The organism is Desulfitobacterium elongatum, assembly GCF_055378975.1.
In genome coordinates this window covers 2,382,109-2,406,713 of the sequence record NZ_AP038772.1, presented here as the reverse complement: position 1 = coordinate 2,406,713, position 24,605 = coordinate 2,382,109, and the positions used below count along the sequence as shown (strand labels likewise).

Annotated in this window: 20 protein-coding genes; 16 read left to right on the top strand and 4 right to left on the bottom strand. The window is 43.2% G+C overall.

Annotated elements, in window-relative coordinates; all coding sequences use genetic code 11:
* Nucleotides 1–45: 45 nt before the first annotated feature.
* Complete coding sequence (locus ACZ42W_RS11320; RefSeq protein ID WP_464165469.1) at nt 46–873, top strand: DegV family protein; 828 nt, start codon at nt 46–48, stop codon at nt 871–873.
* A gap of 426 nt (nt 874–1,299) precedes the next feature.
* Nucleotides 1,300–1,578, top strand: coding sequence for a hypothetical protein (locus tag ACZ42W_RS11315; RefSeq protein WP_464165468.1), 279 nt, complete (start codon nt 1,300–1,302; stop codon nt 1,576–1,578).
* Here ACZ42W_RS11315 and ACZ42W_RS11310 read toward each other — a convergent pair.
* Nucleotides 1,565–1,903: a hypothetical protein gene (locus ACZ42W_RS11310; protein ID WP_464165467.1), complete on the bottom strand. Its 339-nt coding sequence runs from the start codon at nt 1,901–1,903 to the stop codon at nt 1,565–1,567. The two genes, ACZ42W_RS11315 and ACZ42W_RS11310, sit on opposite strands and share 14 nt — an antisense overlap.
* A 153-nt stretch (nt 1,904–2,056) precedes the next feature.
* Nucleotides 2,057–2,257 (bottom strand): PspC domain-containing protein, encoded by a 201-nt coding sequence (locus tag ACZ42W_RS11305; RefSeq protein ID WP_464165466.1) that lies wholly within the window; start codon nt 2,255–2,257, stop codon nt 2,057–2,059.
* 176 nt (nt 2,258–2,433) lie between these two features.
* Between ACZ42W_RS11305 and ACZ42W_RS11300 the strand changes: the two genes are divergently transcribed.
* The 10 genes from ACZ42W_RS11300 (at nt 2,434) to ACZ42W_RS11255 (ending at nt 12,290) form a co-directional block, all read left to right on the top strand.
* Nucleotides 2,434–2,940, top strand: a complete 507-nt coding sequence (locus tag ACZ42W_RS11300) for a spore coat protein (RefSeq protein ID WP_464170825.1) — start codon at nt 2,434–2,436, stop codon at nt 2,938–2,940.
* Between the two features lie 199 nt (nt 2,941–3,139).
* Nucleotides 3,140–3,661 carry a chromate transporter gene (locus ACZ42W_RS11295; RefSeq protein WP_464170824.1) on the top strand — a complete coding sequence of 174 codons (522 nt, stop codon included), beginning with the start codon at nt 3,140–3,142 and terminating at the stop codon, nt 3,659–3,661.
* Between the two features lie 28 nt (nt 3,662–3,689).
* Complete coding sequence (locus ACZ42W_RS11290; RefSeq protein ID WP_464170822.1) at nt 3,690–4,244, top strand: chromate transporter; 555 nt, start codon at nt 3,690–3,692, stop codon at nt 4,242–4,244.
* 202 nt (nt 4,245–4,446) lie between these two features.
* A complete protein-coding gene (gene cls, locus ACZ42W_RS11285; RefSeq protein ID WP_464170820.1) occupies nt 4,447–5,883 on the top strand; it encodes a cardiolipin synthase in 1,437 nt (478 codons plus the stop codon).
* A gap of 177 nt (nt 5,884–6,060) precedes the next feature.
* Nucleotides 6,061–6,573 (top strand): RNA polymerase sigma factor, encoded by a 513-nt coding sequence (locus ACZ42W_RS11280; RefSeq protein WP_464170819.1) that lies wholly within the window; start codon nt 6,061–6,063, stop codon nt 6,571–6,573.
* Nucleotides 6,570–7,853 (top strand): DUF4349 domain-containing protein, encoded by a 1,284-nt coding sequence (locus ACZ42W_RS11275; RefSeq protein ID WP_464170817.1) that lies wholly within the window; start codon nt 6,570–6,572, stop codon nt 7,851–7,853. Before ACZ42W_RS11280 ends, ACZ42W_RS11275 begins: the two co-directional genes overlap by 4 nt.
* Nucleotides 7,854–8,153: 300 nt before the next feature.
* On the top strand, nt 8,154–8,999 hold the full coding sequence (locus ACZ42W_RS11270) for a YitT family protein (protein WP_464170815.1): 846 nt from the start codon (nt 8,154–8,156) through the stop codon (nt 8,997–8,999).
* 223 nt (nt 9,000–9,222) lie between these two features.
* Entirely contained in the window at nt 9,223–10,581 is a 1,359-nt protein-coding gene (locus ACZ42W_RS11265; protein ID WP_464170814.1) for a GGDEF domain-containing protein, read from the top strand.
* A gap of 195 nt (nt 10,582–10,776) precedes the next feature.
* Nucleotides 10,777–11,538 (top strand): phosphate ABC transporter ATP-binding protein, encoded by a 762-nt coding sequence (locus ACZ42W_RS11260; protein WP_464170813.1) that lies wholly within the window; start codon nt 10,777–10,779, stop codon nt 11,536–11,538.
* The gene (locus ACZ42W_RS11255) at nt 11,535–12,290 is read left to right on the top strand and encodes an ABC transporter permease (RefSeq protein WP_464170812.1); all 756 of its coding nucleotides are present in this window, start codon (nt 11,535–11,537) and stop codon (nt 12,288–12,290) included. The genes ACZ42W_RS11260 and ACZ42W_RS11255 overlap by 4 nt, the downstream gene beginning before the upstream one ends.
* A 31-nt stretch (nt 12,291–12,321) precedes the next feature.
* Here ACZ42W_RS11255 and ACZ42W_RS11250 read toward each other — a convergent pair whose 3' ends face one another.
* Nucleotides 12,322–12,648, bottom strand: a complete 327-nt coding sequence (locus ACZ42W_RS11250; protein WP_464170811.1) for a DUF4878 domain-containing protein — start codon at nt 12,646–12,648, stop codon at nt 12,322–12,324.
* Nucleotides 12,649–12,729: 81 nt separating this feature from the next.
* On the opposite strand from ACZ42W_RS11250, the gene ACZ42W_RS11245 reads away from it, so the two are divergent.
* The gene (locus ACZ42W_RS11245; protein ID WP_464170810.1) at nt 12,730–13,638 is read left to right on the top strand and encodes a patatin-like phospholipase family protein; all 909 of its coding nucleotides are present in this window, start codon (nt 12,730–12,732) and stop codon (nt 13,636–13,638) included.
* A 117-nt stretch (nt 13,639–13,755) separates the two neighbouring features.
* Here the strand turns inward: ACZ42W_RS11245 and ACZ42W_RS11240 are convergent, their stop codons facing one another.
* Nucleotides 13,756–14,295, bottom strand: a complete 540-nt coding sequence (locus tag ACZ42W_RS11240; RefSeq protein ID WP_464170809.1) for a hypothetical protein — start codon at nt 14,293–14,295, stop codon at nt 13,756–13,758.
* A gap of 266 nt (nt 14,296–14,561) precedes the next feature.
* On the opposite strand from ACZ42W_RS11240, the gene ACZ42W_RS11235 reads away from it, so the two are divergent.
* From ACZ42W_RS11235 to ACZ42W_RS11225, 3 genes are all read left to right on the top strand, one after another.
* A complete protein-coding gene (locus tag ACZ42W_RS11235) occupies nt 14,562–15,893 on the top strand; it encodes a PhoH family protein (RefSeq protein WP_464170808.1) in 1,332 nt (443 codons plus the stop codon).
* Nucleotides 15,894–16,199: 306 nt separating this feature from the next.
* Nucleotides 16,200–20,072, top strand: a complete 3,873-nt coding sequence (locus ACZ42W_RS11230) for a PD-(D/E)XK nuclease family protein (RefSeq protein ID WP_464170968.1) — start codon at nt 16,200–16,202, stop codon at nt 20,070–20,072.
* Nucleotides 20,065–24,432, top strand: a complete 4,368-nt coding sequence (locus ACZ42W_RS11225) for a UvrD-helicase domain-containing protein (RefSeq protein ID WP_464170807.1) — start codon at nt 20,065–20,067, stop codon at nt 24,430–24,432. Before ACZ42W_RS11230 ends, ACZ42W_RS11225 begins: the two co-directional genes overlap by 8 nt.
* Nucleotides 24,433–24,605: the final 173 nt, after the last annotated feature.

Here is a 24,605-nt window from a genome sequence, read left to right as displayed (position 1 = left end):
GTGGTAAAATATACCATGATTCCAAATATACAGGAGTGAGTAACTATGATTCAAATCGTAACTGACAGTTCAGCAGATATTCCAAAATTTCTATTGGACAAATATGAGATACACCTTGTACCTTTGACCATCCATTTAAACGGAAAAGAATATGCCGAAGGGGAAGACATAACCCCTCAGGAATTTTACTTGGAAATGTTCTCTTCCGTAGAACTTCCCAAGACGTCTCAACCGACTCCCGCTCGTTTTGCCCAGCTCTTTTCCGAACTCTCAGGTCAGGGGGAGATTTTGTGCCTTACCGTCTCATCGAAGTTAAGCGGTTCGTTTGGCTCGGCGAATCTTGGAAAGGAATTGTCTAGAAATCCCGAGGTGGTCGTCTTTGACACTGAAGCAGGGTCAATCGGGCATGGCCTTCAAGTACTTCAAGCGGCAGAAATGGTTCGGGCTGGGTTTTCGATGGACAAAATCCTTTCCCAGCTCGATCAATACCGAAAAGAAATGAAATTTCTCATCCTCCTAGATACCCTGGAGAATATCGTCAAAGGGGGGAGACTTAGTCGCTTTCAAGGATCTTTAGCGAAACTTCTTGACATTAAAGCAATCTTACAAAATGTTGAAGGAAGTGCTGAGATTCTTGAAAAAGTGCGTGGTCATCAAAAGTCACTCCAGAGGGTTATTGAGCTTATTGGTGAACGTTGTAATGATTTTTCCAATCGGGTGATTGGTATAACTCATGTGGACAACCTCTCGGATGCTCAGTTCCTTGCACTCGAACTTGATAAACTCTATCATCCCAAAGAAATTATCATCAATGAAATGGGATCCACGATTGCGACTTACGCTGGGAAAGCAGGGTTAATTGTAGCGTTCTAGTCCTAACACTCCGAAGGAGAAGCATTGAAGAGCTAACTCTAGCAGAAGTTAAAAATGGAGTCCTTTTCTTAGTTTGGCTAAGAAAGGACTCCATTTTTTTATACCCCTCTGAGTGTTAGCTTATAGATTTGAGCGCTTATTTAAAAAAATATACACAATTTAATAACATACGTAGAAGCCTTGTCTCATAAAATTTATAAAGAAAACTTAATTCTAGTGGAGGTGTTAGCTCTACCTGTAGTGCGAAACGACCGTTAAACTTTTGCACATGTTAGTTAATCTTATCCATGGACTTAGCGCCACTTATCTCGACAGCCATCATCGGAACCTATGAACGAGAAGCGATAACTTAAATAGAAGGAGCTTTGTAGCGGAGTCAAAGGATAAATAATATGGGAAAGTTCAAGAAAGTAGGAGGGTATGTGTATGACCAAAGAACAGGAGATACTTGATTTTCTTGAAGAAAAGATGTTCACACCCATTCTCAATTCAGCATCAACTTCCGAACGTTTTAAAACTGCCACTCGTGGTCTCCGGCTCCGTATGAAGCAGCGTAATGCACAAGGAATGATTCAGTATTTTTGGAGCACCGTCGCGGACGCCAATGCAAAACACGCTAATTATGGCCGCATGTTACAAAATGAAGGGTTTCCAGAATTTGAATCGGTTGTTGATGAATTTCGCATTCATTTTAAGGAACTCTAAAGTCATTACTGGTGTGCTTTGACGCTTGAGATTCGACATATTGAACTAAAGATTGATTCAAAGGTTCGAATTGAGTACTAATTTCCGGGGCCTCCAACCATTGGCTTTCAGGAGAATCTCGATTGAAATGCTCCACAAACTCGCTGAAGTTTTCCCCTTGATAAGCCTCACGAAATCCTTGTAAATTAAAATGCGCAACAAAGTTGCAATTGAGGTTCAGATGATAGTAGAGATCTTTATTGATTAAATTCGCATTTTGTTTATCAATCACTTTCTTGAAGTTATTAAAAACCTTATGCTGTTGCTCGTCGTTCATCCGAAACATGGTTATCCCTCCAGTAGTATAGATTAGCACTAACTCTTTAGATCAAAGAGCGATGAGAACCATCATTATTTTAAGCCATTTTGGTGATAAATTATGCGACACAACTATTTAGCCCCTCGAATATTTTTCGAGGGGCTAAATAGTTGTGTCGCTCTATAGGTACTTATGATCCGGATTCTGTGGAATCACGATCCAAGCAACGAGATAAGCGAAGAATCCTGCACCTGCTCCAAAAATCGCGATCACCGCGCCTAAGCGAATTATGGTGGGATCCACGTCAAAGTATTCTCCCAAACCACCACATACCCCACCGAGCATTTTTTCTCGACCTGAACGGTATAACCGCTTCGTCATCGCTTTCCCCCCTAATACTCAATGATTAAAATCAGACACTCATGAAGCCATCTTTTCTTCTCATTAATTATACGAAAGATACCTCGCAAAAGTTGCATAAAAAGCTATAATTGCCAAGATGCATAATTCAGTAGGATATGCTGTAGACTAGAGATATCATTCAAGGAGGTGTCTTCATGCCATTACAACTGAGCCAAAAAGAAAGAATGTTTCTGCAAGATCTGAAACAACATGAACAACTTTGCATTCAGAAATACAATAAGTACGCTAATGAAACACAATGTCCTCAGTTAAAGCAGATCTTCCAAACACATGCAACACATGAGCAGCAACATTTTAGTACGGTAAATCAAATTTTGAGTGGACAGGTCCCGAACATGAACCAAGGACAAGGGCAACAGGGACAAGCTCAGCAGCAAGGTCAAGCGATGCAAATGCAATCAGGACAGCCAAGTGGGATGCTGTCTCAAGCCAGTGGCACTTTTAATCAAAACGATGCGGATCTGGCAAAAGACATGCTCGCGACAGAAAAGTATATCTCGGGAACTTATGATACCTCAATCTTTGAATTCCAAGATAAAGGTGTGCGTCAGGCCTTAAATCATATTCAAAAAGAAGAGCAAGAACATGGAGAAGATCTCTTCAATTATATGAAATCCCATGGGATGTATAATATTCAGTGATTATGGTTTAAAGCATTCTGACTGTCTCCAATAATTTACTCGCGTTAAAGAGTTAACTTTCTATTATATGGATCGTTAGCTCTTTTATTTGTGTTCAAGATATTCTCAATCTCTAAACGCTTTGCTATAATATTCAACATGCGGAAGTTTAATACCAAGTACTTACAATAACGAATAAAGTTATAGGAGATGAGTTTAATTGGAACAACTTTGGGATCTATTTCTTGCTTTCTTTCGTGCAAGTAATTTAGCCTTCGGGGGAGGCCCTGCCATTATTCCACTCGTTAAGGCTGAAGTAATTGCTCATGGCTGGATGACTACGGGTGAATTTTCGGAGGGATTAGCGATAACGACCTCTCTACCAGGCCCAATCGCTACACTCCTGTCAGGTTTCATTGGTTATAAGGTTTCTGGCTGGTTGGGTGTTCTCGCTGCCTTACTTGGAACTCTTGCACTTACTACATTTCTTGTAATTGTTTTGACAGACTTCTTAATGAAAAATAGTAATTCACCTGTCCTTAAAGGAGCATTAATAGGGGTTCGTCCACTCGTAGCTGTCCTCGTAGGCAAAACTGCCTTTGATATGGGATTAACTGCATTTCCGAGTTTTTGGAGTTGGGTCATTGCCGGCTTAGCCATGATTCTTCTTTTTAAATTTAAGCTCCACCCTGGAATCGTTATTATCCTATCCATGATTTTTGGTCTTTTCGTGCTCCGCTGAGATGCTGAGATATAGGGAGGTAAGAAAAATGTTAAAGAAACTTTGGGAAGTATTTATCGGGTGTGCCCGTGCTACGAATTTGGGCTTCGGTGGGGGCCCAGCTATGATCCCCCTTATTCAGAGAGAAGCGGTTACACGCTACAAATGGTTAACGAATGAAGAGTTTGCAGATGCCTTAGCAATTGGTAACTCTTTACCAGGACCCATTGCCACAAAGCTTGCCAGCTATATGGGTTATAGGGTTGCTGGGTGGCCTGGAGCAATTGCCGGTTTGTTGGGGACTCTTATCACGACCTTTATCGTCGTGATCTTGGGTGACTTGCTTATTCGTTACTCTCATACTCAAGAGTTAAAGGCGGCTTTAACCGCAGTCCGTCCGGTTGTTGTTATTCTGATTGCTCAATCTGCCTATGACCTCGGTAAGAAAGCCTTTCCTAAAAAGTATAAGAGTACCTGGGGCATCGCCGTAGTCGCCTTGGCGATCTTGTTCATGACTAATCTCCATCCTGGAATCTTGATTATCACTGCTCTTATCTTTGGGTATTTAGCTTATGGACGGGGAAGTAAGCCTGAAGCAAAATAGTCATTGGAAGCAAAGATATCAAATCATGAATTTTTTTTACAAAGCGGTAACTTCGCATTGAAGTTACCGCTTTCTGTCATACTAACTAAATGCAGACTACATGAGACAAGGCGGAAGGTCACTTTCCTCTAGGAAAGTGTATAATTGTGGACATCGTATTTTTCACTCCGTCCGAAGAGGTAATACACTTGAGGTGGCGCATTTGATTTATATTATATTAATTTTACTATTACCCTTCTTAGGTCATCTTATGGCTCAACTTGTTGTTATCCTAGAAAGTAAGAATCCTGAAAAGACAGCCTCATGGTTAGCAATTTTTGCTGTCTGGCCGCTCATCGGGTTAATTCTTTATGCCCCTTTTGGTTGTTCACCGCTTAAATCTAAGCTCTTCAGGTTCAAGCACCTTCCGAGCAGTAGATTGCCTCAGCTTTCTAGCCGTCAAGAAGAAGAGCTTACCTCACAGGATGTCTTCTTTAAGGAAGGCTCAGTGGAGAGTAAACGATTAGCTCGTCTTTTACTCCAGAGTGGCTTTGCACCTTTGTCTCGAAACAACCGAATTTCAGTTCTCACGAACGGAAATGAGAAATTTAAAGCGTTGCTCCGCGATCTTGAGACAGCTAAAGATCATATCCATATGGAGTACTATATATTCCATGCTGATCAAATTGGGACAGACGTTCAGAACGTCCTTATCCGTAAAGCTCAGGAGGGTATCAAAGTGCGAATGATTTTTGATGGGCTGGGGAGCCGCGATCTTCCAAAAGACTTTCTTCGAGCCCTAAAAAACGCAGGAGTTGAGATTAGCTGGTTTTTCCCCCTCCGCTTTCCACAATTGATTGGAACGATGAACTACCGAAATCATCGAAAACTCGTTGTTATTGACGGCAAGATCGGGTATCTGGGTGGTATCAATGTGGGAGATGAATATTTATCACGCAATCCCAAGTATGGCTTCTGGCGGGATACCCATCTACGGATGGAAGGAGAAACTGTCCAGACGATGCAAGAAACCTTCCTTAATGACTGGTACTTCATCAACCAAGAAGAAATTAGGGAGAAACGCTATTATCCTCAACTTGAACCTATTGGAGAGATTCTCTGCCAAGTCATAGCTGGTGGTCCAGATTCCGAATCGGAATCCATGAAAGAACTTTTCTTTACGATTCTCACCACCGCTCAAAAGGAGATCTTTTTGACCACTCCCTACTTTATTCCGGATGAGAGCATGATTATGGCCTTAAAATCAGCAGCAATGAGTGGAATCAATGTCAAGGTTCTTGTGCAAGGGAAGCCGGATCATAAGATCTCGTATCTCGCTTCATCTTCTTACTTTGAGGATTTATTAAATGCCGGAGTCGAGATCTATCGTTATCAAAAGGGTATACTCCATAGTAAAGTTCTTACAGTGGACCAGCAGATTTGCATCGTCGGTTCGGCTAATTTTGACATTCGAAGTTTTCAAGTGGACTTCGAACTGAGTGCCATGATTTATAGTTCGAAACTTACCGAAAGGTTAAACCTAGATTTTAACCGCGATCTCAAAGATAGCATTCAGTTGAACAGGAAAGATTATGCAAATCGTACGCTTTGGGAAAAGGTACAGGAAGCGAATGCGCGACTTCTTTCGCCGTTATTATGAGTCAGAAAGCAACTAGATTACTCCTTGCCTTCCCAGATTAACATCTGTCGGGATCCTGCATCGGTGCAGGATTTTTCTTATTATGTAGTGAATAAGACTGTAGATGTTACTTAGCGTCAGATTGATAGAACTATCTCCGTCTAATTAATTCAGAATGAGAGAGGAGGTCTGCTCACCGTGCCAACGGACTCCTTTGATGAGATCTATGAACAGTTATTCCCCATGGTCTACCGATTCGTGCGTTTGCGCATTCCCCACAGCGAAGTAGAGGATGTAACCGCAGAAATATTGACAAAGGTATGGCGGGCTTTACCAAATTTTGAGGGGAAGAGCTCTTTGAAATCTTGGGCTCTTCGAATCGCCTACAACCATGTCGCAGACTTTTACCGCATACGTAAGGGAAAGGGGCTTCCCGTTATTTCTTTAAGTGAAGATTTCAGATCCGATCATTCGACGGAGGATCACAGTGAACATCTTGTAACTTTACTTAGTGTCAGTGAAACTCTCACTAAGCTTTCTGAACCACAAGTTGCGGTTATTCAGCTTCGGCTTGTCGAAGGATTTAGCGCAGCTGAAGTTGCTCAAATTCTCGGCATAACCCAGCAAGCCGTTGATAGTCTCCTGTATCGCGCAAAGAAGAGTTTTCGCAAGTTTTATGGAATGGAGAATGCAGGGGGTACAAGTCGATGATGAAAAAAGATGCATTCACCCTCTGGGAACAGGAGGGCGACTTAGAACGTATGAAACTTTTCTTTAAAAATGTTAGTCCGAGCATAGAAGAAAAGGAACGAATAAAGCAACTCGCATTGGAAAAGATTCATGAAGAGGAAGAGCGAAGTGCAGAACAAGGGACATTACAAAAAGGGTCAGAAATCCCTGAATTACCTCGTAGCGGGTCTGAGAGTATTCGGGATCGTATTCGAAGGGGGCTTAAATCAATCTGGTGGCGTTGGCAATGGAAGCTCGCCATTCCTGTAGTCGCCCTTGTTCTAATAGTATCCCTAGGGCAAGCTGGGATGAAGGGGTCACTCGATTTTCCTTTGATGGGAAAAGCCACTCAATCCCGAGGTATGATGAAGAATTCTACTGAACTCTATGATATGACTAGTCCAGCTTCACAAAAGGCTGAAGCTCCTGCAGACTCGGGAGCTGGGATAAGTGGATTCGCCGCGGGAGCTCCTCCTGCAAATGCCGGAGCTAAGAGTAAAGGGGCTGCAAACTCTTCCATCGCGATTGCTCCGACACCACCTCAGCCTGAACCGCTGGCTCCCCCAGCCGATGAGGGTTTACCTCGGAAGATAACGTATAATATGGATGCGAATCTTCAAGTCGAGGATGTAAATCCTTCACTTGATCGAATCACTCGAGAAGTGATAAGTGTTGGGGGATATGTCGTCGAATCCTCGCAGAATCAGTACCAGAATTCTTCTTCCGCCCATGCGATTCTGAAAATTCCTTCTAGCCAACTTGAGAGATTTCGCGGACTTCTCACTGAAGTTGGGAAAGTTTTGAACCAACACACTACCGCAAATGATATCACTAATCAATATTATGATGCTGAAACTCGCATGCGGACCTTAGAGGCTCAAGAAGCACGCTATCTAGAAATCTTAAAAGAGGCCCACACAGTAGAAGATATTCTCAAAATTGAGAGCTACTTGAGCAATATTCGGATGCAGATCGAACAACTCAAAGGGCAACTTAAGCTCTGGGATCATGAGGTCTCGTATTCCACAATTACACTCAATCTTCAGACTACACCAAACCCTGTCAATATTACTGACCCCTGGCAACCTGTCTCCTGGACAAAGACTTGGCAGGCAGCACAAGATGCAGTCCTGAAAACTCTAAGTTCCACCTGGAACGGATTAAATTATCTCTTTGTAGGTATCGCTTATGCCATACCTTATCTTCTTTTCGTAGGAGTCGTCTTTGTGATATATAAGGGTATCAGAAAATACCGTCGATAAATTGACCTCCCTTACCCTCGAAAACAATCAGAAGGTTCCGGTAGTTTGATGCCAATTAATACAAGAAAGCTTGCGACTTGAAATATCGCAAGCTTTTTACTTATTTAAGTTATTTTATGGGAACATCCAAAGATGGGTGTGCTTAGGGAAGCCAATATGCAAAATTAAAGGCAATTCCCTAAATTGAATTACGCCGAAGTTAAGCATATAATATCGTTATGAATCTTATATTACGAATCTTATATTATGAATCTGTGCTTGTACACCTGACCACCAATCGTTCAAAAGGGGGAAACCAAATTGAATAAGTGGCAGTTTTTAAAAAGAATTGGTAATCTAATAGGAATCGCCTTCGGCTCAATCCTCTGTGCTTATAGCGTGCAAGGATTTATCGTGCATGCTGGACTCGGCGGTGGCGGGGTCGGTGGTATTGCGTTACTTCTCTTCTATACCTTGGGCCTCCCCATCGGAGTGATGACGTTTATTCTCAATATCCCTTTATTTGTCCTCGGCTGGAGGGGAGTCAACCGTCACTTTGTTTATAAAACGCTGTATGGGCTTATTATCTTTTCTTTGGCCTTGGATATTTTAAAGGGGATTCAACCGCTACCTTTTAACGATGTTTTTCTTGGAGCATTATACGGGGGAGTCCTCGGTGGAGTGGGTTCCGGAATCGTCTTCCGACTTGGGGGTAGTCTTGGTGGAACGGATATTGTCGCGAAAGTGATACAACGTCGATTTGGATGGTCCATGGGGACGACCATGCTTTCTATCAATGCATTGATTATACTGATTTCTTGGGCGATATTAGGTCCTAAGATTGCTCTCTACACACTTGTTTCTATGTTTACCTTCAGCAAAGCTGTTGATGTGATTCAAAGCGGTCTACCTGCAAAAGCCGTAATTATCATTTCGAATCAGTCGGATATCTTAATCCAACGCATCCTAAAAGACCTAGGAAGAGGAGTTACCTTCCTGCATGGACACGGTGGTTATTCATCAGCTGACAAAAATGTCCTGATCTGCGTTGTGAGTGTGTCTGAACTCGGTCATCTGAAGCGCATAGTTCGGGAAGAGGATTCACAATCCTTTTTGATTGTCCAAAATGCTACCGAAGTCATAGGACAAGGGTTTGCATTAGAATAGCGGTTCTTTTGTTAAAAAAGAATTTAGTAATATTGTCTATTTTTGTAATTCAGGAAGGAGTTCCTCCTTTGAACTCGAATTAATAACTATGAAGGCAAATATTTCTGATTATGAATGCGATACATAGCAGAATACATCTAATTTGGCATTCCGTAATTTTTTTAGCTAATCATCAAGAGCCTTCTTATTGCTGCTTAAACTTGCTTTTGAAGGAGTGCATAGAGTGTCTATCTTGGAACATAGAAGACTTAAATTTCATCGTACGGTTTTGCCCATTGCTATTGTGCTCTTGATTTGTATCTCCATTGTTTTCAAAAACGAATCAAGTTCCTTTCTTATCCCAATTTTATTTCTAATCGTAGTATTGGCAGCACTCCATTTCACACGGAGAGTTACCATATTTACAGTCATTCTTGTTTCTCTTTTTTCACTTTTTATACAAGATCCAAGTACCTCAAACAATGCTTATTGGCTTTGGGGAGTACGATCCATTGTTTTCCTTATGGCTGGTCTTGTTATCAACTACGAATTCGAAAATATGCGCAAAATCCAGCGCTATACTGAGGAGCGAAATGCCATATCGAGTGTTTCGCATTCTCTAACGAGCACTTTAGATCTAAAACAATTGACTGAGCGGGTTGTAGACACGATCATTGATCTGTTTTCAGCTTATGGCTGCAGAATTTATCTTCTCAATGAAGAAACTCGAGAGTTACTCCCGATTGCGTGTAAGGAAATAGATACTCCTCCAGAAATCATGAAACAAATTATGGAAGTTCGAGTTCGGGTAGGGTTTGGCCTGGTGGGTTGGGTTGCTGCAACTGGAGAATCGATTCTATCCGGTGATGCTGAGAGAGATTCTCGTTCATTCCACATCCCTGGCACTCCCTATGATGAAGAATCAGTCATTGCTGTTCCATTACAAACGGATGACAAGACCTATGGCGTTCTATTGGTCAATAAATTAGGACTACATGCGTTTAATAATGAAGACCTCCAACTTGCTCAGATTTTTGCTGATCAGGTGAGTATCGCGTTAGCTAATGCCCAACTTTATGAACATGTGCGCAGATTATCCGAAACGGATAGTTTAACGGGACTACTAAATTCCCGTTCGCTCACTCGTATCGTTGAACATCTTATTAATCAAGCTCAAGCAAATTCATCATCTGTTTCTGTATTATTTATTGACCTTGATGATTTCAAAAGCATCAATGACCGCTTCGGACACCCTCTGGGGGATAAATTCTTACGTTTCTTTGCCCAAATTCTCCAGACTTCTGTGAGAGATGAAGATATTGCTATCCGTTACGCAGGCGATGAATTTGTTGTTATCCTGCCGAATTCTGATTTAACCAAAGCAAAAGTCGTCGCTGAACGACTCATGGAAGATATCCGTAACAAACGCATGGGGGATATTCCTGCATTAAGTACGACCGTCAGCGTCGGGTTAGCTGTCTATCCCCAGCACGCTAACTCAGCCGAGGACCTCATCAAACATGCTGATGATGCCTTGTATGTTGTTAAGCGCAATGGAAAAGATCAACTCGCCGTGTATCTCGAGGAAGTATCAGGCGCATGAATTTCTTGAATTAAAGACCCTTTGTAAAGACGTGGTTTTTTATGTTATAACCGAAAATATCGGTGTAATAGATTAGGGTTGCTCTAAAGGGATGATGGAGCGATCCTAATCTATTACTTTCTCACTCTTCTCAAGCTGGGTTAAAACTATGATATAATGTACAGTGTTAATTTACCAGGAAAGGTGGGGCGCCTTATGCAGAGTGATAAACTCTTTATTGATAACGTTTCATTAACCATTTCTGAAAAAGAAAAGCCATTAGCTCTGCTAAAAGATGTCTCATTATCCGCAAGGGAAGGCCGTGTCCATGCACTACTTGGGCCTTCCGGAAGTGGAAAAAGCACCTTACTCTACACCTTTAACCGGCTCCGTGAAATTACAAAAGGCGGAATATTTTTAGAGGGGACGGATATCCATTCTCTCAATGTTTTAGATTTGAGACACCGAGTAGGATTAGTAATGCAAAAAGCAATCTTCTTTCCTGGCACTGTCGGGGAGAATATTTTATATGGCCCAAGGTATGGTCCGAAGTCTACTTTTAACGAGCCTAACCATCTTCCTGATCCTCGCGTTTTTTTAGAACTCGTGGGGCTCGAACCCGATTGGGTTGATCGCAATCCAAGTACTTTATCAGGTGGGCAACAGCAACGAGTTTCCCTCGCTCGAACCCTGGCCAACGAGCCAGAAGTCCTGCTTCTCGATGAACCTACCTCTGCATTAGATGCGCAAGCTAGTTTACACTTAGAAGAGCTCATTACCCGCTTATGTTTCGAACGTCAATTGACAGCAATCTGGGTGACACATGATCTCCATCAAGCAAAACGAGTAGCAGATGACGTGACACTCCTTTATCGAGGTGAAGTCATTGAAAACGGTGTTGCTACCCAATTCTTCGCTCAGCCAAAAACACAAAAAGGTCAGGCTTACTTGACTGGAAAGTGGGAGGGAGATCTATGAGTAATCTAGCCCTTGGGCTCTCCTTAGGATTTGTTGGGTTAGCAGCTATAGTCTCTAAGTATCAAGAATTAGGCTTGGAAAAGGATCTCGTTGTCGGGGTCATTCGGACGATCATTCAACTCACGGCGATTGGTTATATCTTATCGTATGTTTTTGCATCTCAGCTTGTAATCTATGTTGTTCTTATGCTCATAGTCATGGTAAGTGTAGCAGCTAGAAATGCGGCGAAGCGCGGAAAAGGAATTCCTGGGGCGCAATGGATCGTCTTAATTGGCATTGCGACCAGTGAAGGTATCACTTTACTTATGCTCCTGGGACTCAAGATTATCCCTGTAACTCCACAGTACATTATCCCGCTATCGGGGATGATTATCGGGAATAGCATGGTTGCAGCAGGGGTAACACTGAACCGTTTATGCTCTGAATTTAATCTTCGGCGTGGGGAGGTAGAGTTAGCCCTTTCCTTAGGGGCTCCCCCGAAGCGGTCTGCACTCCCTGTCATTCAAGCAGCAGTAAAGGCGGGCATGATTCCTACCATTGATTCTATGAAAACGGTCGGCCTGGTCCAACTCCCGGGAATGATGACAGGGCAGATTCTTGCGGGTGCAGACCCAGTCTTAGCTGTGCGTTACCAAATCCTTGTTATGTTTATGATTTCTGGGGCATCAGCCATTGCTAGTTTGATTGTCGTCTTGATGGGATATACTAGCTACTTCACACCACATGCACAACTCCAAATCCAACAAGACTAATTGCGGCAAACGAATTCAAAGGGCTCACATTTTAATGTTGGTGGCCTTGAATCTCCCATTGCCCATTCATTTTCTTCAGAGTTACTTTTTGAGTCGAATTTTTCCCCTCGGCAGTAACATAGGTCACATCTGCCATTGCAGTAGTTCGATCGCTAAACGTTAGATTGGTGACACTCACTTTCCCGATACCATTACCATGATAAGTAAGATCATTGTAAATAAGTTCTGCAGCCTGATTTGGTGTCAAGTCGCTTTTTGTCGATGTGAGAGCCGCTTGACTGCAGCCAACGAGTGAACCTAACGCAAGCACAAAGGTCAAGGTCAGTCCTAAGAGGGTTCTTAAAGCTTTCTTTTGCACGAAAATCACTCCTTAAAAAAGTACATACTCAGATTTATTCATAATGTGTTCAGTAAATACCGAAATGATAGGTGATTCATAATGAAAGAAATATACCCAAATCCGGCTACAGAACCTACCACAAATGCTCTAATTTCCTCTACTGGACTCATTCTCGAAGGTGGAGGCATGAGAGGTTTATATACCGCTGGAATTCTCGACTTTTTTCTTGATCAGAATCTTCAACTTCCGTATGTAATCGGAGTTTCGGCTGGTGCCTGCCATGCTGCTTCCTACATCTCTCGTCAATATGGACGTAATAAGAGGGTCAACATTGGCTATATTAAAGACCCACGATATATTAGCTATAGAAACCTGATTAAGACCAGGAGCTTATTCGGGATGGATTTTGTTTTTAATCAAATTCCCAATCACCTAGAGCCTTTTGATTATGAAACGTTTTACCAATCCGACCAATCCTACTTTATTGGTACTACTGACTGCGTTACGGGCGAACCCGTTTATTTTGATGCAAAAAAGAGTTCTCCAGAAATAATTCTTAAAGCTTTAATGGCCTCAAGTAGTTTGCCTTTTGTCTCACCCATTGTAGAGATCCAAGGAAAAGTACTCCTTGACGGCGGAATCGTAGATCCTATTCCGGTTCGAAGGTCTATCGAAGATGGGAATAAAAAACAGGTGGTTATTCTAACCCGAAATAAGGATTATCGAAAAAAACCATTTAAGTCTAAGTGGTTAGCACATTGCTTTTATTCAAAATACCCTAAATTTAGGGAGGCCATGTTTAATCGTCATGTGATTTACAACGAAACCCTTGATTTCATTGAAGAACTCGTAAATTCAGATCAAGCTTTCGTAATTCGTCCTTCAGAACCGTTGCAAGTTGGACGTTTGGAAAGAAATCCACAAAAACTCACGGATCTGTATAAGTTGGGATATCAGGATGCGGAGAGTTCTTACCAACAATTAAAAGACTTCTTATCCAATAATTAACCATTGCTAAGACTACTGCTCTTTATCACAAAAGTATCTAGTAACAAAACAAAGTATATATACCTTAAGTAGACTGAGACAGTCCGTGATGTAGCTCACGAGCTGTCTTTCACTTTCTTACTCATCCCAACGCACAGAAGCTAGGATAGGGCTCATTATTCTTAACTGTGCTTCTGAGAAGGTAGCATTACTTGTCAGAAATGCAATCCTCAATACCTCAGAACTGCTTGATTTTCTCAGCCAATATTCCTTTCCCGAAATCTTTGTGCGATCTCCAAAGGAAGCACCCCATGCATTGAGTAGGCCGTTGAGATTTCCTACTGTAACATTATTAAGAGAGTAAGAATAAAAATCGTAGGAACTCATTTCCTTACCCTTCGTCAAGAACTTCTCCACATCTTCGAGCTGCCATATCTGAATATATCCTCGAAGTAATAGGGTATCATCATTCAGAGAGGCACTATATAATAGTTGTCTACGCTCTCCCAAGGGGTTCTCAGAAACTTGCATGGTGGGTGGTAGTTGTACCTGCATTTTTTGATTCAAAGTATGTTCAATCATCTTTGAAGTATGACTGCCAGCAAATAAAACAGGAAACGGAAGAAATATGAATACACTAAGGACTAGAATAAGTGCTAGATATATAGCCTTTTTCACCGTACTCCTCCTAAATATAAGATTTTAGTTCATACTTACTGAATAAGGATGTCATTTATTACACAAAGAAGAAGGCGCTCAATGAATCTGGTTGAAATGAACCTTTTCGCGAATGGGAATAGTTGGGCTTGTTTCGTGAATATGAATAAGCATCAAGGGCTTCTGGGGGAATTCTTAGTTTATTTATACTTTTAGGAAGGACGAGGAAAGAAAGGAGAACCCATGATGTAAATACCATATCACCAGGGAAGAGGGGTGTTTCACCTTTGCAAAAGGTTTATGTCATTGATTCAAGTGTACTCCTTCATGACCCGAATGCTATATTTCAATTCGAAGATAACGAAGTTATCATCCCTTATGTAGTACTTGAGGAGCTAGAGAATAAAAAACGCCTAGGGGACAATGTTGGGCGGGCTGCTCGTGAAGTCATTCGCCAACTCGATAAGCTCCGAGAAAAAGGACAATTATCGAATGGGGTTCCTCTCGATGGAGGAGGAATTCTCCGTATCGAACTCAACCATTCCTCTTGGGATGCCTTACCCCCCTTTTCAGATCATAGTCTCGCCGATAATCGTATTCTTACCGTTTCAATTAATCTAGCTCGAGAAGATAGGAGACCGGTCATACTTATTACTAAGGATATTGCCATGCGTGTCAAGGCAGATGCCGTCAAAGTACTTACTCAAGATTACTATAATGATAAAGTTGTCTTACCTCCGAGTGCCAATGAGATCTTTTCCATCGACCTCCAAGATGATGATGTCAGTGTGCTCTACCGCGAGGGAAGGATTTTGCACTCGTCTCTCTTGCCACCCAATACCTGCATCAAAGGAATCGTGAGTGATGGAAGTATTCTACCACTCGTTTCGTCCTCAGATGGACAGCAGCTTCATTATACGCTTCATGCCAATCGTGCCATTTGGGATATCTCACCCAAAAATATGGAACAGTGCTGGGCTCTTGAAATGCTCAACAATCCCAAAATTTCACTTGTTAATCTAATGGGTCCAGCAGGTACTGGAAAGACTCTCCTTGCATTAGCAAGTGGTTTAGAACAAACCATTCACATGGAATCCTATGCAAGACTCCTATGTGCCCGCCCCATAGTCCCTTTTGGCAAGGATATTGGCTATTTACCCGGTGAAAAAGAGGATAAGGTTCGCCCCTACATGCAGCCTATCTACGATAATCTCGAACTCCTACTCCGCCCAAAGCGAGAACGCGATCGAGAACGTGATAAGAATTCAGACGCCATCATAGACAGCACCATCGACTTACTTAAGAAAAAACGTCAACTTGAAATTGAAGTATTGACCTATATCCGTGGACGGAGCATTCCAAATCAGTATATGATTATCGACGAGGCACAAAATCTCTCTGTGCATGAGATTAAAACGATTATCACTCGTGCTGGTGATGGCACAAAAATCATTCTCTGCGGAGATCCTGATCAGATTGATCATCCGTATCTTGATAAGGAAAGCAACGGGCTTGCTCACTTATCCATACGACTCTGTGGAAAGCCTTTCTACGGGCAAGTTCGCCTCGTAAAAGGGGAGAGGAGTGAACTTGCAACTCAAGCCGCCGATTTACTTTAATCTTTCCTCTATAAGCACATGAATCGACAGTCCTAGGACTTGATTTTTATTTTCGAATGACGATTTTTTTAAGAAGTCGATGAGCTAAAACACTTATTGGCTTCTTTTTTTATTTTTAGCGTACTGTACAAACTCTCAACTTTTTGTCGCGAATCTCTTGTATAATAATCTTGCAATTACAGTTTCTTTCTTTGCATGTGATTTAGTAATTCTTTTTCCATCATTCGAATCCTGATTTTTCCTCCAGAGTTGACGAGCCCCCATGTTATAATGAAATGTGTAAGAGAGGAGAGATCATGCGTGAGTTTGCGCTTAATATTTGGCCGGGCTGGCACCGGCAAAAGTACTCATTGTCTAGAAGAAATTCGTCAGGAAATCCAATCTGACCCGTTTGGTGCACCCCTTATTCTTTTGGTACCCGAGCAAGCAACTCACCAGATGGAAATGAGTCTCGTCCATACACCAGAACTCGGCGGGATTCTCCGTACTCAAGTCTTAAGCTTTCGCCGTCTAGGTTGGCGTGTCTTCTCTGAGACTGGAGGCGGACAGAAAATCCTCACAGGAGAAGTTGGTAAGAGGATGATCCTAAGGCGACTCCTCTTAAAACACCGTCCCCAGCTTAGAATTTTCGCCCGCTCAGCAACTCGACCTGGAATGGCGGATTTAATAGCGCAGGCAATCGCAGAATTTAAGACCTATCGAATTACACCGAACGATTTGCGTCAAATTCGTGACACTGACGAACTGCTAATGCAAAAACTTAATGAGCTCGCATTTCTCTATGAAGAGTTTAATCAATCACTGGGTCAGGATATTCGTGACCCAGATGATGAGCTTACTGTCGTCGCGGAAAAAGTATCCTATGCGGCAAGCCTACATGGAACAAAAGTCTGGGTGGATGGTTTTAAAGGATTTACTCCTCAGGAGCTTTATATCTTGCAAGCTTTACTCGGAGTTGCGACACAAGTAACGATTACACTTCCCTTAGACCCTCAGATTATCAAGCGTGAAGATGAAAAACCAGGTCTCTTCAAGCCAGGTGAAGAACTATTTTCTGGTCCCTGGCAGACTTTTCAATCCTTAAAGCACCTTGCATTGGAATCAGGAGCTCTTGTCGAGAAATCAATTTTTCTAGAGGAAAGCCATCGCTTTAATAACCCTTGGCTTAGGCACTTAGAAAAATTTTATAATAGTTATCCGACTCAACCGTTTTCAAAAGAATATTTCGAACACAGCGAACGAGGAATTGCACTCTTTTCTACAGCGAACCGAAGAACAGAGGTCGAAGGCGTAGCTCGCGAGCTGCGTCGATTGGCCCGGGAAGAAGGGAAGCAGTGGAGGGAATTGACTGTAATGACTCGCGACCTTTCTGGCTATCAGGAGATCGTTGAACAGGTTTTCCGTGCTCATGAAATCCCTTTCTTCCTTGATAACAAGCGACCTGTGATTCACCATCCCTTATTAGAGCTGCTCCTTTCTGTCTTAGAAACTGCACGAACGGATTGGGCCTATGAACCCCTTTTTCGCTGCCTCAAGACTGATTTCTTCCCTATAGGAAAAGATATCCTTGATCGTCTAGAAAACTACTGCCTCGCTCACGGGATTCGTGGAGAAGCTTGGAGTAGCGGTCGTAATTGGAACTATCGAAACAAATGGACTGCCGGGAATCAAGAAATCCAACGACTGGCGGAAAAAGAACAAGAAGCAGTCATAAATCAAGCACGACAAGTTATCTTTGATATACTCAATCCTTTTGTACATGCTATAGAACTCAATAACTCGCATAACCAATCTCCTTCACCCCAATTTCAGACTCTAGCCATCCTTCAATTACCTAGTGAAACCATAGCAGATTCTAACTTTAGTCCTTCTGTTCAGTCATTCACCTCAGAAAATCCCCAATCACTGACTGTGCGCCAAATTACAGAAGCCCTCTACGAGCTCCTAGTCCGTTTAGAAGTCCCACAACACCTGGAAAAATGGGCAGAGGAGGCCCGAAAGAAGGGTAACTTAGCAGAAGCTCGCTTACAAGAGCAAATCTGGGAAGCTGTCATTGAAGTTTTGGATGAGATGGTGGCAGGTTTAGGGGAGGAGTGCCTCGATCTCTCAGATTATTCCTTAATCCTTTCCTCCGGTCTTGAAAACCTAAAACTCGGTTTAATCCCACCAGGCTTAGATCAGGTCCTTGTTGGTTCACTCGAACGTTCTCGTAATCCGGAGATTTCAGTTCTCTTTCTCATTGGGGCGAATGAAGGAATTCTTCCTGCCAAACCCTCGACAGAGGGAGTTCTTGATGGATTGGAAAGAGAACGTCTTGAACACTCCGGGCTTAAGCTTGCACCTAAGGGTAAGGCTCAACTTTTTGAAGAACAGTTTTTTATCTACAACGCTTTAACGCGTGCGACGAAAAAACTATATATAAGCTATCCGCTTACTGATGAAGAGGGAAAGGGGCTTACGGTTTCGCCCGTTGTAACTCGTCTCAAAACGGTTTTCCCAGACCTCAAGGATACCTATTTAGGCAATTCTGAAGAAGAGCTTAACTTGATCAGTCACCCACATGCTCTACTTCCTGCTTATGCTCTTCAGTTACTGAACATACGACAGGGGAAGGACCTAAGCCCCTTATGGCAAGCCGTCCAGGGTTGGTTCCAACACATGCTAGACCAACATCCACAAATCACATTATTAGAAAAGGGCGTCACAGCTGAGAACCAAGAAGAGAGAATTCCTAAGCCCTTGGCGCGACGCCTCTATGGAAAACGGCTACTCACAAGTGTTTCACGCTTAGAGAGATTTTCACGGTGTCCCTTTGCCCATTACTCACAATATGGACTTAAGCTCAAAGAACGTTCAACCTTCCAACTCTCTAGTCCTGACATGGGCCAATTCTTCCATGCAGTACTCCACGATTTTGCACTAACCGTCCGAGAACGGAGTCTGAATTGGGGGTACTTAAGCAAGGAAGAATCCTGGAGTCTCGTCAGTGAGCTCGCAGAGAAAATCGCTCCAAATTTGCAAAATGAGATTCTACTAAGCAATGCCCGTTATCGATATCTCACCCATAAACTCAAACGTACCGTACACCATGCAGTTCGTGTTCTCGCTGAGCATGCACGTCAAGGAATTTTCGTTCCAGTTCAGCTTGAAGTCAAGTTTGGGCCAGATGAATCCTTACCCGGTGTACACGTCCCTTTGTCAGATGGCGACTCCCTAACGCTACGTGGGCAAATAGATAGAATCGATGGAGCTCTTCTCGAGGGTCAGATTTACTTGAGAATCCTTGACTACAAATCTCGACAACCGCATGTCACTCTGAACCAAATCTATCACGGGCTCGACCTACAACTCTTGGCGTATCTCGATGCTGCCATGCAAGGCGCTGAGATTCTATTTGACTCAGAACAAACCATACAAGAACTTCAGGAAATTGCAACTACCATAGCGGAAGAGCAAGAGAACTACCTATCCTCTAACCTACTATCGGTCCACCCAGCAGGCTTTCTATACTTTCCCGTTCTAGAACCACAACTCGAATCCAAGACTCGCCTCACACCTGAACAGATGGAACTCGAACGGATTAAGGCAGTCAAGGTTAAAGGTTATTTACTTGCGAATCGTCAAGTACTAGAAGCGATGGATCGAGACCTTGCATCAGGAGATTCAGACCTACTCGGATTAAAGATAAAAAAGGACGGAGAATTCAAAAAAGGTTCTCCGATCCTAACCGAAGATCAGTTTTTACTCTTAAGGAAGCATCTCCGGGATTTCTTACGAGAAAGTGGGGAGGAAATCCTCGGTGGAAATATTTCCATCGCACCGTATCGTCAAGGGAAAGAGAATGCCTGTCAATACTGTTCCTATAAGCCTGTTTGTCATTTTGATCCCTATCTTCCAGAGAACCCCTACAGAACTCTACCTACACTCAAGGACTCAGACATCTGGAACCGCTTAGAATCGATGAGACAACAAAATCTATCGAATATTATAGAATCTAAATCTGAGGATGCTATCGAACTTCAGAACCCTGAATTCTCACCTAACCCATCGAGGCTATCTAACGACATTCGTTCTGATATATCTTCGTCCAATAAGCAATCTAGTTCTAGTCTAGAGTTTAACTGGCTAGGCGAAGAGGATCTAGAAAGAACCGGAAAGGGAGTGAAGACTAATGAGTAGCCCGAAATGGACTCGAGAGCAACAAGCCGCGATTGATCTGAGAGGGCAACTCCTTGTTGCAGCTGCAGCTGGCTCCGGTAAAACAGCGGTTCTCGTGGAACGCCTGATTCGTCGAATCACCGATTCTCACGAGGGAGTTGACGTGGACCGTTTCCTCGTTGTTACGTTTACCAAAGCCGCTGCCAATGAAATGCGAGAACGAGTCGGGAAAGCCTTAGATGATGCCCTCTTTGCTGAAACTGATCCTCAAGAAGTAGAAAGACTCCTTCACCAGCGCGCGTTGCTCTATAGAGCAAGCATCACAACCCTCCATTCCTTCTGTATGGAACTCATCCGTCAATACTTCTACCAGTTAGAACTCGATCCAGCCTTCAGAGTCGCAGATGCAGCTGAAGCTGATCTTCTTCGCCAAGATACACTTGAAGATCTTTTTGAAATCTACTATAACCGAGAAAATCCAGACTTTCGGAATCTAGTTGATGCTTTTGGAACGGATCGTGATGACCAACCACTTATGGAACAGGTCTTAAGGCTTTATGAATTTGCTATTAGTCAAGTGCATCCCTTCGAATGGCTAGAACAACTTCCACAAGCCTATATTTGGTCTAGTGTAGATGAGCTCATTCAAAGCCCCTGGGGCCAAGTGGCTCGCCAAGGAATTCTAGATAAGGTAGGGGAGGGTATCACTCTATTAGAGCGAGCTTCCCAGATAGCAAGCCAACCAGGTGGCCCACTTCAATATGCGGAAATCCTGCTGGATGATCTTTCACGCTTTAAGCTTCTAGAACATACTATCAGAGAAGGTACTTGGGCCGAAGTAGAAAAATGCTTTAATGAGGCTACTTCATTTCCACGCCTTCCTTCCAGTACGAAAAAGGCAAAGAATACAAGCTTGCCAATGGATGAAGAACTTCAGAAATCCTCACGTGAGGAAAGTAAGAAGGCTAGGGATGAAGCGAAGAAGAAACTTGACAAGCTAAAGTTGTCCCTATTTGCCTTTCCCCTTGAAGATCAACTCCCCCTGCTCAAAGAAGTGTCCGTACTCCTTCAGACCCTTAGCACTGTTGCCCAAGAGTTCGCGCATGAATATGCAGCTGCTAAACGCTTACGTAATATCGTCGACTTTTCAGACCTTGAACACTTTGCACTTCGCTTACTCGAAGAAGAAGGGGAGAACCCTTCCTCAATCGCTCAAAAACTTCAGGAACATTATGCCGAAGTTCTCGTCGATGAATATCAGGATATCAACCCCGTCCAAGAACGGATTCTTCAGCTTGTCTCCCGCCAGGATGGGCCCGCCCCCAATCTCTTTATGGTAGGGGATGTCAAACAGAGTATCTATCGTTTCCGGATGGCCGATCCGAGTCTGTTCTTGAAAAAATACAATGGACTTCCTCATTGGCATCATAACTGGGATGCGCTCAAGGAGAGTAAACCAGTAATCGATGTTCCAGAGTCTGAACCAATGAAAGAAAATATCTCAAGCCAAAAGCTTGTCATTAACTTGAATCGTAATTTTCGGAGCCGCCTAGAGGTGATTGAAGGAGTCAATTTCCTCTTCCGTCAAATTATGACGGAAGGAGCTGGGGAAATCGCCTATGATGATCAAGCAGCCTTATGTCATGGTGCGAGTTTTGTCAATAACCCAGACCTTAAAACAGCAGAAGGCCCCATTGAACTTCATCTTTTTGATCCGAAAACGATCCGACAAACCCAGAATCCTACGGTTACTCCCGAATCTGACCCTCAAGCTCTCACAGATCCATTATCTGATGAGGTTCCTGATCGCCCGATTGAAACTGCTGAAGGGTTCGATTCTCACGATTCCTCAGATTCCGAAAATGAGGATCTCCCCTTAAATGTTAGCGAGGAACCCTCCTTGGAAGAACTCGAGGCTGCTCGAATTGAGGCTCGACTTGTGGCCCTACGAATTCAGGACATGGTGAAAGGAAGGGAGTTCCAAGTTCATGACAAACATTTAGGAGATTTTCGCCCAGTTCAATACTCAGATATAGTCGTTCTTATGCGGTCTTTTTCCTCTGTAGCTCCCGTCTATGTTGAAGAATTCCAACGTGCTGGGATACCAGTCTATGCTGAAACGAGTAGTGGTTATTTTGGTGCGAGCGAAGTCGAGACCATACTTTCGTTGCTGAAAGTGATTGACAATCCTCGGCTTGATATTCCTTTGGCCGCAGTTCTACGTTCTCCGCTCGTAGATATGAATGGAACGGAATTAGGAAAACTCCGATCCCTTTTGCCGAATGGGGATTTTTATGAAGCTCTGGTTCTGGCCTTCTGGGCCAGTATAGAGTCGAAGAAGAGCGATTCGCTCTCTACGTACGAAACTCAAGTCGAAAATGACTTCCAGCCGGAATCACAGCTTTCAAATTCGTCTTCACATGAATCCTCCTGGATTTCTGAGTTAGAAGAGACCCTGAATATTTATCACAAATCTCTACCTCAACTCTTAACCAAAGCAAAGCACATTCTCAAAGAAGCACCTGGACTCCAAAGTAAAGTTAACTCTTTCTGGCCTAGACTTCAAGCCTGGCGCCAACTCTCTCGGAGAACTTCTCTCGCCGATCTCCTGTGGCAACTTTATGAGGAGACAGGGTATTTAGCGTATGTTGGAACTTTACCCTCTGGAGTTCAGCGCCAGGCTAACCTGCGTGTTCTCTATGAAAGGGCCTGTCGTTATGAAACGACAAACTACCGTGGGCTATTCCGCTTTCTTCGTTTCCTTGAGAAATTTCAAGGACAGGGGAAGGACTTAGGTAATGCTCGGGCCTTAGGAGAGAATGAGGATGTCGTTCGCCTTATCACCGTTCACTCCAGTAAAGGGCTAGAATTCTCAGTAGTTTTCATGATTGGATTGGGAACTAAATTTAACACCCGAAGTCTTAACGGGCGACTCCTTTTGCATTCTGAGCTAGGCGCCGGAATCCCTCTCATGGATATCGAAAACCAGATCCGTTATCCTTCGTTTATTCAGTACGCAGTTAAGGAACGTCTATGGCAGGAATCCCTCGCTGAAGAACTTAGGATTCTCTATGTCGCCTTAACCCGTGCTAAAGAACGCCTCCTTCTTTATGGAAGTCTTGGTAAACTAGACGAGACCTTAAACAAATGGCTTCGTTCATCAACTTCCTGTTCTGAGGCTGCGTTTCCAGATGGACAACTACGGAGTGCGAAAAACTTTCTAGACTGGATTGGGCCCGCGCTTATGCGTCACCCTGGTCATTTGTTCGGGGAGGACACCCAAACTTTGGGTCTAAGGATGACGGATTCTTCCTCCGCTTGGGAAGTAGTAGTACACCAAACGATTAGTTCTGAAACCCAAACAGAACAGCCTTTGGAACCTCAGTCTGAGCCCTATTCAGAGCCTCTAACTGAATCAGCTGAGTCTAAGAATTACTTTGATACTGCAGCGTCTTCAACCGTAGCTTCAACAACAATTGATGTCCATGAAGGAATCCCAGCAAATTCGATCCCTTTGGCAAACGAGCGATTGAGGGAAGAGGTTAATACACGTCTTAGTTGGAAGTATCCCCATTCTGAAGCCGTAACCCAATCAGCCAAGACAAGTGTCAGCGAATTAAAGCGACGTTTTCCTTGGCATACTGATTCTGAACAGATGATCCAACCGCTATTATTATCGATCCCAACAGAGGGACTATATACACCAGACCTCGTAGATGATTCCATTTCCAAGACTATGTCGTCCACAAGCACAGTATATGTACGGCCGAAGTTCTTACAAACAAAAAAAGCTTTCACACCTGCAGAAAAGGGAATTGCTTTGCACTCAGTGATGCAGCATCTTCCACTGGATACTTGGGGAGCTACTTGGGCTCATCTCAATTGCGATGCTAAGGAACAGCCCGTCTTACAACTCATTGAGTCTCTAGTTCACAGGGAAATCCTCACAAAAGATCAAGCTAGAGTCGTTCCAGTATCTGCCGTACTTTCTTTATTGGATTCTCCCGCCGGTACTCGTTTATTGGAGGGAGAGGAAGTTCGCCGCGAGGTCCCATTCACACTTTCCATCAAACTCAAGGCTCAAAATGAGCCTGTTCTCGTTCAAGGAGTCATCGATGCGCTAATCCTCTCACCTAAGGAGGGGAGAGCCGAAGTATTAGACTTCAAAACCGATAATCTCCACTTTGATTCTGAACCAGAAAAAACGTTAACTGAGCACTATGCTCTCCAACTCGCTCTATATTCCTATGCAGTAGAACGACTTCTGAAGGTCACCGTGCGCCAATGCACGATTTATTCCACATCCCTTAATCGAGAATTTGTTCTTCCGCAAGAATTAATTCAAGCACGATTAAGTCAGATAGTTAACTTGGAAAAATGAGGAGCACCCCAGTGTATGAGCACTGGGGTGTTTTACTCTTGTATCTTAGATAGTTTCACAAATTGTACTTTTGCTGTTTTTTTAGGAAAGTGACAATAAAGGTTATTCCAATAATTCTACTTCTCATGCGAACTCGGACTCAATGACTTGATAAATAAAAAGCCCCGTGCTGA

Excerpts from the sequence above, each read along its gene's own strand:
- ACZ42W_RS11290 (WP_464170822.1), top strand. The coding sequence starts at position 3,690 with ATGTTAAAGAAACTTTGGGAAGTATTTATCGGGTGTGCCCGTGCTACG.
- ACZ42W_RS11225 (WP_464170807.1), top strand. The coding sequence starts at position 20,065 with ATGAGTAGCCCGAAATGGACTCGAGAGCAACAAGCCGCGATTGATCTG.
- ACZ42W_RS11315 (WP_464165468.1), top strand. The coding sequence starts at position 1,300 with ATGACCAAAGAACAGGAGATACTTGATTTTCTTGAAGAAAAGATGTTC.
- ACZ42W_RS11320 (WP_464165469.1), top strand. The coding sequence starts at position 46 with ATGATTCAAATCGTAACTGACAGTTCAGCAGATATTCCAAAATTTCTA.
- ACZ42W_RS11305 (WP_464165466.1), bottom strand. The coding sequence starts at position 2,257 with ATGACGAAGCGGTTATACCGTTCAGGTCGAGAAAAAATGCTCGGTGGG.
- ACZ42W_RS11300 (WP_464170825.1), top strand. The coding sequence starts at position 2,434 with ATGCCATTACAACTGAGCCAAAAAGAAAGAATGTTTCTGCAAGATCTG.
- ACZ42W_RS11245 (WP_464170810.1), top strand. The coding sequence starts at position 12,730 with ATGAAAGAAATATACCCAAATCCGGCTACAGAACCTACCACAAATGCT.
- ACZ42W_RS11260 (WP_464170813.1), top strand. The coding sequence starts at position 10,777 with ATGCAGAGTGATAAACTCTTTATTGATAACGTTTCATTAACCATTTCT.
- ACZ42W_RS11255 (WP_464170812.1), top strand. The coding sequence starts at position 11,535 with ATGAGTAATCTAGCCCTTGGGCTCTCCTTAGGATTTGTTGGGTTAGCA.
- ACZ42W_RS11310 (WP_464165467.1), bottom strand. The coding sequence starts at position 1,903 with ATGTTTCGGATGAACGACGAGCAACAGCATAAGGTTTTTAATAACTTC.
- ACZ42W_RS11275 (WP_464170817.1), top strand. The coding sequence starts at position 6,570 with ATGATGAAAAAAGATGCATTCACCCTCTGGGAACAGGAGGGCGACTTA.